The sequence below is a fragment of the Clostridium sp. UBA4395 genome, from assembly GCF_002390995.1.
Taxonomy (GTDB): domain Bacteria; phylum Bacillota; class Clostridia; order Clostridiales; family Clostridiaceae; genus Clostridium_J; species Clostridium_J sulfidigenes.
Window position 1 is genome coordinate 14,849 of record NZ_DGRF01000020.1, and the last position, 12,116, is coordinate 26,964.

Genomic DNA, 12,116 nt, shown 5'->3' on the forward strand with positions numbered 1-12,116 from the left:
TTAAAATAGTATTTTAGGCACATATAGTATGGAAAAAATGAATTATAAAGGAGGAGAATATATGAAAGATTATGTTATTATTACAGATTCAACGGTAGATTTACCTCTTGATATTATAGAGAAAATAAATATAGGCATTATACCTATGGCCTTTGATATGGAAAATAAAACTTATACACACTATCCTGATGAGAGAGAAATGACAAGCCATGAGTTTTATGAGAGACTAAAAAATGGTGATACTTCTGTTACAACACAGATAAATTATTTTACTTATAGAGAGTGCTTTGAAAAGTTGTTGAAGGAAGGAAAGGATATTTTATATATAGCATTTTCTTCAGGGCTTAGTGGAACATATAATAACTCTCAATTAGTGATACAAGACCTTAAAGAGGAATACCCTGAAAGAAAAATTATATCAGTTGACTCTCTTTCAGCTTCAGTTGGGGAAGGGCTTCTAGTATATAATGCTGCAATGAAAAAAGAAGAAGGCTTAGCCATTGAGGAATTGGTGAAGTGGATAGAAGAACATAGAAATAATACTTGTCACTGGTTTACAGTTGAAGATTTACATCACTTAAAACGAGGTGGAAGGATTTCTTCAGTGGAAGCAATTATTGGGACAACCTTAAAGATAAAGCCTGTATTGAGTGTTGACTATGAGGGAAAGTTAGTGAATGTATCTAAAGTAAGAGGAGAAAAAAAATCCTTGGAGAAATTACTAGATAAGATGCTAGAAGATGGTATAAACCTGAAGGAACAAACTATTATCATAGGTCATGCAGATAGCTTAGAAAGAGCTGAGTATCTTGCTAATATTATTAGAGAAAAGGAACTCGTAAAAGATATTATTATTAGTACTATAGGTCCTATAATTGGAACTCACACTGGACAAGGAATGATAGGTCTAACATTTATGGGAAACAAAAACTTGAAATAAGAACTTATTAAGAATTATTATGGAATATTTATTTATAATATAGCAAAAGAAGCCTAGGTTAGTGGTAATTTTAATTTAACCTAGGCTTCTTTTATATATCTAGGGAGTCTAAGTATTCTTTTAAATTTATTCTCCTTGAGATGGATCTAATGCTACTCTCAAGATATCACCAAGAACATTAAAGCTTAATACAATTAATAGTATCATAAGACCTGGAAAAATTGCTAAATAAGTCTTATCACCAATTCTGGCTTGAGCAGTTTGAAGCATGCTTCCGAGAGAAGCCATTGGTTGTTGTACTCCTAGACCTAAAAAACTCAAAGAAGATTCCATAAGTATAGCATCGGCTATATTTATGCTAGCTGCAACAATTACTGTAGAAATAGCATTAGGTATTACATGTGTTTTTACTATTTTTATATTATTGCTACCTAAGGCTTTAGAACATAGAATATAATCCCTTTCTTTTATAGATAATGTTTCTGAACGGACTATTCTAGCGATACTCATCCATCCAAATATACCTATAATGATTATTATATTGGTTATACTTGGTCTTAAATAGGAATTTACTATTAGTAGTAAAAAGAATAGAGGTATACTCATTAACATGTCTATTATTCTCATTATAATAGCATCAACTTTGCCTCCTAATAGTCCGCTTATAGCACCAACTAGGGTGCCGATGAATATAGATACCATCATGGAGAGTACACCTACTATTAAGGAGATTCGTGCACCATATAAAGCTCTAGTAAAGTAATCTCTTCCGAGTTCATCTGTTCCAAATATATTTTTTAAATTTGGAGAAATAAATTGATTGCTCATATCAATAGTATCGGGATTATAAGGAGTCAAAAATGCAAAAACAGATAAAATAATTATTAAAGTTAAGCATATTAAAGCAAATATTCCTAATTTATTTTTTTTAAGCTCTCTTATAAAGTTTTCTTTAAATCTAACACTAAACATTTTCATCCCCCCTACGTATTCTAGGATCTACTAGTACATAACTAATATCAGCAAGTAGATTTCCTATAACAACCATTATTGAGGTAACTAAAGTCATAGCCATTATAACTGGATAATCTAAGGCTTTTATTGAGTTAATGCCAAGTCTCCCCATACCAGGCCATCCAAAGATAGTTTCAGTGATAAATGCACCAGAAACTAAAGATGGTAAGCTCATTCCAAGAATTGTTATCATTGGAAGAAGAGCATTTTTCATGATATGTTTAAATAGAATTCTATTCTTACTTGCACCTTTGGAAATTGCGGTAACAATATAATCTTGTTTTAGTTCTGTTATAGTACAAGAACGTACATATCTTGTAAGAACAGCTATATTAGAAAAACTGAGTACTATAGTAGGTAATATACCGTGTTTTATAACATCTAATGTTGAAGTTACACCTATAGTTCTCATACCAACACTAGGAAGCCACTTTAATTTTAAAGAAAATATTGAAAGTAATATCATTGCAAACCAAAAGCTAGGTATAGAGATTGCAATATAGTTTAATATATTTGTAAATCTGTCTAAGAATTTATTTCTATGCATGCCCGTATATAATCCTAGGGGAATTGATATTAAAATAGCTAGAAGTAGGGAAGAACCCATAAGTCCAAGGGTAGCAAAAAATCTTGAAGAAATTTCACTAGTTACAGCTTGTCTAGAAACTAAGGAGTAACCCAAATCACCACTTAATACATTTTTTAGCCATAAGAAATATCTAGTTAGCATAGGTTTATCCAGTCCAAGACTTACTCTTATTAAATCTGCTTGCTCCTTTGACATTTTAGGGGTTATATATCCTTGAGCTGGATCTCCTGGAGCCAGATTCATAAGTAAAAAAGATACAAAGGATATAAATAAAAGCATAGGAATAGCTTGTAAAATTCTCTTTGTAATTTTATTTTTCATAATACTATCCTTTCTATGTAAAAAACTTATGTAAAAATGGCTCAAGTACCCGGAAAGAGTAAATGAGCCATAGAAATATATTTTTATTGTTGAATCATATATATTTTTGATAAATCTTCAAACATATATATAGGTACTAATTTTGCATCTTCAATTCCACCAAATTTAGCATCAACTCCGATTAATGACTTTGAATAATATAATGGGTATACTACAGCATCATCAGCTATGGTCTTTTGAATTTTTTCATATAATTCTTTTCTCTTTGCATCATCTGATTGAGAAGCTCCATCCTTCCACAACTTGTCTAGTTCTTTGTTATTATAACATTGAGCATTAAAGCTACCACTAGACATATAAGCACTAGAATATCCATCTGGATCATTTCCCATTACATATCCATTTATAAGTATATCGTAATCTCTCTCTTGTTCTCCAAGAATTTTTGAGAAGTATACATTGTCATCTATTTGCTGAGCATCTACTTCTATGCCGATAGCAGAAAGTTGTTGTTTAACAACCATGGCAATTTTGCTATCTTTTGGAGTGTATTGAAAATTCAATTTTATATTACCTACACCAGACTTTTCCATAAGCTCTTTTGCTTTTTCTAAGTTTTGATCATATTTTTCTACATCATCAGTATAGAATTTTGTGTTTGGAGTTAAAATAGAGTAAGCTTTTTCAGTGTTTTCTAAATTAGTATAGGATGTTTTTAAAATCTCTTCTTTATTTAGGGCATAGGATATAGCTTGTCTAACTTCTTTTTTACTTAAGTTTTCATTTTTTTCATTAAGTATAATATAGTTTAGCATTCCTTCATCAAAAGAATGAGTTTTAAACCTATCATCTGATGAGAAAGTTTCAAACTTATCTTCAGCTAAGTATGCTGCAGAAACTTCTCCATTTTCAAAAGCAATTTTTGAAGTATTATCATCTGGAATTATTCTATAAACCACACTATCTAAATGAGGTTTTCCTAAATAGTAATCATCAAATCTTTCTAGGGTTACCATTTCACCCTTTTTCCATTCTTTAAATTTAAAAGGACCAGAACCTACTGGAGTATTATTTTTATCTGATTCTGCTAAATTGCTTTCACCTTCAAAGATATGTTTTGGAATTATTTTAAAATCTCCAATTGATATATAGAATGGTGCAAAGGTATTTGGAAGTTTAAATTCAACAGTTAAGTCATCAATTTTATTAGCTTGGACTTCTTTTTTATCAATAACAAAAGTTTGTCTAGCATCAATTCCCTGACTTTCATCTTTAGCTACATTTACACTATAAACAACATCATCTGCTGTTATTTTTGTACCATCATGCCATGTTAAATTATCTTTTAATTTTAATGTATATGTAAGTTTATCTTCAGAAGTTTCCATACTTTCTGCTAAGTAATATCTTACTTCATCTTTATCAACTACATATAGTGGATCAAATAAGGCATTGTTTATTGTATAAGTAACCCTGTTTTGTTGAAAAAAAGGATTTAGGCAACTTGGATCAGTTCTAGCAGAAAATATCATTGTTCCTCCATCCTTTATTTGTTGTTGAGCAGTTTCATTCTTTTTGGACTCAGTATTAGTAGAACTATTTTTTGAACTACATCCAATTAAGGACAAGGATAGTATTAAAGATAGTCCAATACTGAGGAATCTAGTCTTTTTCATTGTAATCCCCCTTATACACTGTAAAATCAATTCATGTTTATGAATGAATTTTATGATAGTTGTAGTTACGTGAAAATACGCAACAATTCCTTATATAGGATAACATAATAAATATTAGTATATAACTCTTATTATAAATTAAAATAAATAAAATCAGTCTATCAGAAAACGTTATAACTACAAAAACCAACAATTTATTACATAATAAATTAAAGGTTTTGCTAATAGTAACTAGCAGAAATAAGCCATATAATAATTTCTGAAATTCTTAACATTTCACAATAGTGAATTGTATTATAAAATGGTTTGTTAAGTATAAATATATTAAAAACAGGAAAATATATTATTAAATTCTATGGAGTAAGGAATATTAAAATTAGGAGGAAAATATGATGAATAATTATGTATTACCAGAAGACAATTTAGGAGAAGAATATAATTTTGAAAATGAAATTAGTTATTATGATGAAGGATATGAAGAATGTATACGATGTGGTAATAGGGAGTGTTTAGACAATAAAAGATTATGTAGTTACTGTAGTGAAACTTGGGAATAAAATTAAATGTTTTAATGATATAAACATAGTTCTTTGCTTTAGAGGGAGTTTTTCTCCCCCTGAAGCTTACTAACAGACTTCTAAGTATCAATTTATTTGATACTTAGAAGTCGTTGTCCTTTAGGGATTATTACAGTAATTTTTAGATGTTACATTTTAATTTTATAATATGCTAGACAAAAATTTAATTTATTCATATAGGATCATAATAAATATGATTATTGGCATTTGACAACAATTTAAAACAGCAGTAATATAAATTTAGTAAATACCAATAATAATGAGGAGATGATTTTATGTCAACATGTGATACATGTCCATCCAATGGTGGATGCAATAAAGATAAAGGAAGTTGTGGAGTTGAGAACAATCCTTTAAACAATGTTAAAAAAATTATTGGAGTTATGAGTGGAAAAGGTGGCGTTGGTAAATCATCCATGGCTACTTTAATAGCAAGACAATTAAAGGAAAAAGGATATAAAGTAGGGATTTTAGATGCAGATATTACAGGGCCAAGTATACCAAGACTTCTTGGAATTACAGGACAAAAAGCTATGGCGGATGGTAAAAATATATATCCTATTGAATCTCAAGAAGGAATAAAGGTTATGTCGTTAAATCTGCTAGTAGAGAATGAAGAAGATCCTGTAATTTGGAGAGGTCCTATGATTGGTGGAATGGTTAAGCAGTTTTGGACAGATGTAATTTGGGGAGAATTAGACTATTTAGTTGTTGATATGCCACCAGGAACAGGAGACGTAGCACTAACTGTAATGCAAGATATTCCGATAAATGGAATAGTAATGGTATCTGTTCCTCAAGATTTTGTATCTATGATAGTTGCAAAGGCAGTTAATATGACTAGAAAATTAAATATAAAAGTTTTAGGCGTTATTGAGAATATGAGTTATATTAAGTGTCCTGATTGTGATAAAAAAATTAAATTATTTAATGGAGAGGATACAGAAAAGTTCTTGAAAAATCTAGATTTAAATCTTTTAGGTGAATTACCAATGATAAGTAGTATAAGCAATTTATCAAAAGGTGAAGAGCATCAAGATGAATTTAAAAACATATTTAATAAAATTGTTGAAAACATAATTAATAATTTATAAGAGTAAGTATAATAGATAATTATTATAACTTTTTTATAAATTAGTGTATCATTATATCAGTTTATAACAGTATAAAAATTTATAATATAAAAACTATCTTAAGTCTTTGATTTGAGATAGTTTTTATATTTTTTGTTTTAAATCTAAGGATTAATCTACATTGTTATATAAGAGATAAAAATCTAAAAACTAAAATAAAAAATAATTATTATATAAATAAAAAAATATATAATAGAGAAACTATAAATAAACATATTTTTTAAAACATTAGTTTTATTAGTATTTATAGTGGATATTTGTTATTTATTAATGAATATAATAAACTTTAGGAGGAGTTCTATGTTTAATGATACATTGATTGAGTGGATAGGTTATTTAGCATCTATACTAATTACTATTTCTATGTTTATGAAGGAAATATTTAAGCTAAGATTTATTAATTTAATGGGATGTATATTATTTGTAATATACGGGCTGATTATTGGAGCATATCCCGTAGCTATAGCTAATGCAATAATAGTTTTTATAAATCTATATTACTTATACAAGTTATTTAGAGAAATGAATACTAAAAATAACATTTAAATTTTAATATAATAATAAAAGTTAAGCTATAGTGAAATAGAAAAATTACACTATAGCTTTAAATATAGAATTAAAAAGTTAATTTTCTATGTAAATTCATACTAAGTTTACATAGAATTAATTTACAGATAATTTAAAGTATAGTATATTTATCAGAGAGTTTATAATTATTATTTAAGGAGGATATTGGATGTTAAAGGATGAAGAAAATATAAAAAGTGATAATGAAAGTATAGAAGAGGAAAATGTAACTGAAGAAACTATAGCTGAAACACAAGAAAACATGGAAGCAACTTTAGAAAATGAAGAAGTATTAGAGCATATAGATGAAGCTGAAAAGGCAGAAGAGTGTTCTAATGAAAATGTTAAAAAGAAAGGTGGATTTTTAACCAAACTAGGTGCTAATATAATTGATCAGAGCATAAGTTTATTAGTAAGTTTTGCATTACTCTATTTATTTAATTTAATATTAATGCCTTTTGGATATAGATTTGGAGACAAAGTATTAGGAATTTTAGTAATATATGTAATTGTAAATATTTTATATGGTATTATAATGGAAGCTACTAAGCTAAAAACAACTATAGGAAAATCTATTTTTAAATTATAGTAGTGAAAACGTGTCTGTGTTTAGATGCGTTTTTTATTTATGGAGAAAAAGATAGATACCATGTTAAAGTATATATTATACAGAAGCAAATGATATAATTATAATAAGAAAAAATTAAATTAAGAAGTTATTGTTGAGAAAATTATTATTAATAATTAATGTTTTAAGCTGGAGGATTAAATATAAATGAATAGAATCACTACAACAAAGAATAAGAAAATTACAATCTTAGCAACTACAGATATACATGGAAACATTTTAGGATATAACTATGATAAGGGTGAAAGCTTCAATGATAGTGGAATGAATCGTATTTATTCTTATATAAAGCAAGTTAAGAGTGAAAATCTTAATACTTTGGTAGTGGATAATGGAGATATAATTCAAGGAAATACGTTAACAGATGAAATGTATAGTAATAAAAAGGATGAAAAACATCCTGTGATTTCTGCTATGAATTTTATGGGATATGATGCTATGGTATTGGGAAATCATGAATTTAACTTTGGACTTGATTTAATAAAATCTCTTGAAAAGCAAAGTAACTTTCCATTTCTTTCAGCAAATGTAGCCCATAGAGAAAGTGGTGAAGACTTTGTAAAGTCACATACAATTATAAATTGTGGTGGAGTGAGAGTTGGAATTATAGGGTTAACTACTCCCAATGTACCAAGATGGGTAGGAAATCTAGTGAAGGATCTGAATTTTCATGATCTTGGTGAAACTGCCTATAGGTATGTAAGTGAAATTAGGGATAAAGTAGATATTATAATGGTTATGGCTCATGCAAGCATGGTTTCAGAACATGATAAGAAGAATGAAAGAGATGCAGCTGAAAAAATATTGAGATTATGTCCGGAGATAGATGTACTAGTAGTTGGGCATTTTCATATAACAGTAAAAGAAAAAAGAGGAAAAACGCTCATTGGAGGGGCTACAGATAGTGGACAGGAAGTAATTCGTTTTGATTTAACCTTGGACAATAATAATCATGTTATAGATGGACAAGTGAAAGTTGTATCCATGAAGGCGTATTATCCTAGTGAAGAGTTAAGTGAATTACCAGTTATTAAGAAAGCACATGAAACAACTATGGATTTTGTCACAGAAGTAATAGGAGAAGCCACAGAAGATTTTCAACCAAAGGATGAGATAAACTTTATACCTGAAGGACGGCTTAGAGATACTCCACTTATAGAGTTGATAAATAAGGTTCAGCTTATAAATTCTGGTGCAGATGTTACATCAACTTCTTTAATTAGGGATGATAGTAATATAAAAAAAGGTGTTATTACATATGGACATATTTTCAATGTATATAAGTTTACTACTTTTCTTTATGTAGTAGAAGTTACTGGGAAAGAGTTAAAGAATTATATGGAATGGGCTGCTTCAGCTTACAATCAGTGGGAGCCAGGAGATATTTCTATAAGCTTTACCATGGATATTCCAGGATATCAACATGAATTTTTTGCTGGAGTAAATTATAAAGTAGATATTTCTAAACCAGTAGGTCATCGAATTGTAGATTTAATTTTCAAAGGTGATTTAGTGAAAGAAAATCAAAAATTAAAATTAGCAACCAGTGATTATTGCTATTTTGCAAATTTAAAAGGTAGGAAATTAGCAAAGAATAATTATATTTGGAAATCTTCTAATACAATTAGAGATATGATAGTAGAATATATTAAAAATCAAGGTATTATATCTCCACAAGTGGATAATAACTGGGAGATAACTGGAGTTAATTTGGAATCACCATATAAAGAGAAAATAATTAAATTAGTTAATGAAGGTAGTATTGAATTACCCTATAATAAAGCTTTAAATATAGATGAACTTAAAAAATTGGGTTTAATAGATGTGAAGTAGGAATATTTGTATTGACTATATATATTTATTATGGTAAATTATACTTGTAATTTTAAATTTAGGAAGGGGACAATGAGATGTTGATTAGAATCAATTGTTAGTTAAATTTTCGAGAAAAGAAAATATTTAAATTAAAAGAGGTTTTGTTTACGTTATAGGTCTATAGTACATCTATAGGATTTTTTGTGATACTTCTTTTTAAAACAATTGAAATGAAATCAATCTTATTGAGCTATTTCTAAATTTTACTTAATTATTATAATTAGCTTTGCTTAAGATGTGAATCTTAAGAAGGGTATTTTATAGGATTATTTTTAGTGAATTCCACAATTATTTATGTTTTAAATAATTTGTGATTTACAAGGTGTCCTAAGTTTATAATAATATTTGTTAATATATATTTTTAAATGTAAAGAAGTACTTAAAGTATGAGTAAATATGGTAACATATTTAATACTTTGCTGTGTCTTTGAATTTATAGGATATATAATAATATGAAACTTTATCTGTATATACTGGGTAAAGTAGATGATATATACTAAATTAGAGATTTAGTATATTAACTAAGTAAAATAAAAATGTTAGATTTGGCTGTAAGAGAGAGATTCTTTCTTACAGCTTTTTTGTTGCTCAATAAGGGGATTTCTAAAAAAGTAAAAAGATAAAGTAGAAAAAGGGGGATTTAATAGTGACTTATTATGAGGATAAGAAAATTAGGATAAGAGACATAGAAAAAGGAGATATCATTAATTTGTTTTCTTGTAGAATTGACAAGGAAATTAATAGGTATGATCCAAGACCTATACCAAGTAATAGTAGGGAATTAATTCAAGAATGTAAAATTTATTGTGATAACTTTGAAAGAAATGTAATCAATGAGAAATTAGAAGATCGAATGTATAGGTATTTTATAATCACCGATAATGATGAAAATTTTATAGGTTTTGTCAACTTCTTTAGTATAGATACAGTTGCAAAGCAGGGGGAAATGGGAGTTACCATAGGTGATAAAAGATATTGGAGGAAAAGCATAGCTTATGACTCTATAAAGATAGCCATGAGCTATATATTTAATACCATGGATATAAACAGAATATATGTGGAGATTGAAGAAAACAATGAGCCATCCTTAGCGCTATTTAATAAGCTAGGGTTTAAAAAATGTGATGAGTATATTGAGGATGAAGAATTTAAATTTATAGTAATGGATATTCAATCTCATAACGATTAAATTTTAAATAGTTTCATATACATAAATTTACATATGAAACTATTCAAATATAGAACTATACAACTAGTTAAATAGTTCTTCTGTTCATGAGGGTTTGTAGGATTTGGTTATTTAGTAATTCTATATACAAACATAAAGAAGTAACGTATTAAAATGGAAATTTAGCTAGTAGTAAATAGTTAAATTCAGTAAGTTTAGATAAAGAATAAATTAAAATATACTTAAATTGAAGGGGGGAAGCGATTGAGGTATCTATTAGATAACCTTATTGCTAAATTAATTATGAAGAATAAAAAAATATTAAGTCCGATGATATTAAAACTTGAAGAGGATACGAATTCTGGAAATGATAATGCTATAGATGTATTTTGGAAAAAGATCGAAAGAGAAGGGGCTCCTCTTATTGAAGACATAGAGGGAGATGAAGAAAATTCAATTGTAACTGTAATTTGGAGACAGGATAGAGAAATTGATAATATATTTGTTTTCAGTGAAATCTTTGGAGGATGGATGTTCGGAGAAGGCGATAAAAAAACTAATTTATATAGATTAGGCAATAGTGATTTATGGTATAGAAGTGCTATTTTATCTAAAAAAGCTCGTTGTTTATATACATTGATAGCAAATGTTAATGAAGAGTATGAGTGGAGGGATGAAGATGTAATCATAGATCCTCTTAATCCTAAAACTTATACACCTGTAAGAGATGAGGAAAATCCAGAAGATATAGCGCTTCTTGTACCTACCGAAAATATAATTGAGATGCCTGAGGCTAAAGAAAAAATATGGACAAAGGAAAGAACTGATAATAAGATAGGAAAAATTCATATGTCTAGATTTAAATTTAAGTCAGATAAAAAGGAAAGAAGAGTTTGGATATACACCCCTTATGGATATGAAGAAGATGGAAGTGATAACAATCTAATGGTGTTTACTGATGGATGGGAATATATAAACTTAGTAGAAGCTCCTAAAATACTAGATAATCTTATAGGTGATAGGCATATAAGTCCTACCTGTGCTGTATTTATTGAAAGCTCAGATAATAGAGCAAAAGAATTAATTTGTAATAATGAATATTTTGAATTTATTACAGAAGATATATTACCCTGGATTAGGGAAAACTATAAGGTGACAAAAAATCCTAAAAACACAATTATTACAGGATTAAGTTTAGGTGGACAATTTGCAGCTTATGCAGCACTTAATGGATCTGATGTATTCGGAAATGTTCTATCACAATCAGGAGCCTTTGCATGGTTTATTGATGATAAGGGAGAAATACAACTTGATTCTGAAGGAAATAGTAAACTAATAGAGGAATACAAGGATTCAGAGGTATTACCAATAGACTTCTATTTAAATATGGGAAGCCTAGAGGGATTTTCAAAAGGTCATGTAGAGGCAAACAACAGAATGATAGCTACATTAAAAAGTAAGGGATACAATGTAACTTCTGAAACGTTTATAGGTGCTCATCTTTATTATGATTGGCAAGATAATCTAGCAAATGGTGTAAAAGCTTTGTTAGTAGATAAAAAATAAAGAGGTTAATTAAATAAAATTATTAGATAATTTTCATTATTAAAATGATTTAAACAGATAC

At 28.2% G+C, this 12,116-nt stretch carries 11 protein-coding genes; 8 read left to right on the forward strand and 3 right to left on the reverse strand.

Annotated elements, in window-relative coordinates; translation table 11 throughout:
* The first annotated feature begins 61 nt into the window (after positions 1 to 61).
* A complete protein-coding gene (locus B2694_RS02485) occupies positions 62 to 940 on the forward strand; it encodes a DegV family protein (RefSeq protein WP_346884432.1) in 879 nt (292 codons plus the stop codon).
* A gap of 126 nt (positions 941 to 1,066) precedes the next feature.
* On the opposite strand, the gene B2694_RS02490 is transcribed toward B2694_RS02485, so the two are convergent.
* From B2694_RS02490 to B2694_RS02500, 3 genes are all read right to left on the reverse strand, one after another.
* Positions 1,067 to 1,912 carry an ABC transporter permease gene (locus B2694_RS02490; RefSeq protein WP_346884433.1) on the reverse strand — a complete coding sequence of 282 codons (846 nt, stop codon included), beginning with the start codon at positions 1,910 to 1,912 and terminating at the stop codon, positions 1,067 to 1,069.
* Complete coding sequence (locus B2694_RS02495; RefSeq protein ID WP_346884434.1) at positions 1,905 to 2,864, reverse strand: ABC transporter permease; 960 nt, start codon at positions 2,862 to 2,864, stop codon at positions 1,905 to 1,907. Before B2694_RS02495 ends, B2694_RS02490 begins: the two co-directional genes overlap by 8 nt.
* An 83-nt stretch (positions 2,865 to 2,947) precedes the next feature.
* Positions 2,948 to 4,540 (reverse strand): ABC transporter substrate-binding protein, encoded by a 1,593-nt coding sequence (locus tag B2694_RS02500; RefSeq protein WP_346884435.1) that lies wholly within the window; start codon positions 4,538 to 4,540, stop codon positions 2,948 to 2,950.
* 389 nt (positions 4,541 to 4,929) lie between these two features.
* Here B2694_RS02500 and B2694_RS02505 point away from each other — a divergent pair, with 389 nt between their 5' ends.
* From B2694_RS02505 to B2694_RS02535, 7 genes are all read left to right on the forward strand, one after another.
* On the forward strand, positions 4,930 to 5,097 hold the full coding sequence (locus B2694_RS02505; RefSeq protein WP_346846500.1) for a hypothetical protein: 168 nt from the start codon (positions 4,930 to 4,932) through the stop codon (positions 5,095 to 5,097).
* Positions 5,098 to 5,393: 296 nt separating this feature from the next.
* Positions 5,394 to 6,212: an Mrp/NBP35 family ATP-binding protein gene (locus B2694_RS02510; protein WP_346884436.1), complete on the forward strand. Its 819-nt coding sequence runs from the start codon at positions 5,394 to 5,396 to the stop codon at positions 6,210 to 6,212.
* A 309-nt stretch (positions 6,213 to 6,521) separates the two neighbouring features.
* A complete protein-coding gene (locus B2694_RS02515) occupies positions 6,522 to 6,797 on the forward strand; it encodes a YgjV family protein (RefSeq protein WP_084178204.1) in 276 nt (91 codons plus the stop codon).
* 190 nt (positions 6,798 to 6,987) lie between these two features.
* Positions 6,988 to 7,407 (forward strand): RDD family protein, encoded by a 420-nt coding sequence (locus B2694_RS02520; protein ID WP_346884437.1) that lies wholly within the window; start codon positions 6,988 to 6,990, stop codon positions 7,405 to 7,407.
* 186 nt (positions 7,408 to 7,593) lie between these two features.
* The gene (locus B2694_RS02525) at positions 7,594 to 9,279 is read left to right on the forward strand and encodes a bifunctional metallophosphatase/5'-nucleotidase (protein WP_346884438.1); all 1,686 of its coding nucleotides are present in this window, start codon (positions 7,594 to 7,596) and stop codon (positions 9,277 to 9,279) included.
* Positions 9,280 to 9,967: 688 nt separating this feature from the next.
* Complete coding sequence (locus B2694_RS02530) at positions 9,968 to 10,510, forward strand: GNAT family N-acetyltransferase (RefSeq protein ID WP_346884439.1); 543 nt, start codon at positions 9,968 to 9,970, stop codon at positions 10,508 to 10,510.
* A gap of 243 nt (positions 10,511 to 10,753) precedes the next feature.
* On the forward strand, positions 10,754 to 12,055 hold the full coding sequence (locus B2694_RS02535; protein WP_346884440.1) for an alpha/beta hydrolase: 1,302 nt from the start codon (positions 10,754 to 10,756) through the stop codon (positions 12,053 to 12,055).
* The last annotated feature ends 61 nt before the right edge of the window (positions 12,056 to 12,116 follow it).

What these genes read in the sequence shown, in the direction of transcription:
- B2694_RS02500 (WP_346884435.1), bottom strand. Translation starts at nt 4,540, where the DNA reads ATGAAAAAGACTAGATTCCTCAGTATTGGACTATCTTTAATACTATCC.
- B2694_RS02495 (WP_346884434.1), bottom strand. Translation starts at nt 2,864, where the DNA reads ATGAAAAATAAAATTACAAAGAGAATTTTACAAGCTATTCCTATGCTT.
- B2694_RS02490 (WP_346884433.1), bottom strand. Translation starts at nt 1,912, where the DNA reads ATGTTTAGTGTTAGATTTAAAGAAAACTTTATAAGAGAGCTTAAAAAA.
- B2694_RS02520 (WP_346884437.1), top strand. Translation starts at nt 6,988, where the DNA reads ATGTTAAAGGATGAAGAAAATATAAAAAGTGATAATGAAAGTATAGAA.
- B2694_RS02515 (WP_084178204.1), top strand. Translation starts at nt 6,522, where the DNA reads ATGAATATAATAAACTTTAGGAGGAGTTCTATGTTTAATGATACATTG.
- B2694_RS02510 (WP_346884436.1), top strand. Translation starts at nt 5,394, where the DNA reads ATGTCAACATGTGATACATGTCCATCCAATGGTGGATGCAATAAAGAT.
- B2694_RS02485 (WP_346884432.1), top strand. Translation starts at nt 62, where the DNA reads ATGAAAGATTATGTTATTATTACAGATTCAACGGTAGATTTACCTCTT.
- B2694_RS02525 (WP_346884438.1), top strand. Translation starts at nt 7,594, where the DNA reads ATGAATAGAATCACTACAACAAAGAATAAGAAAATTACAATCTTAGCA.
- B2694_RS02505 (WP_346846500.1), top strand. Translation starts at nt 4,930, where the DNA reads ATGATGAATAATTATGTATTACCAGAAGACAATTTAGGAGAAGAATAT.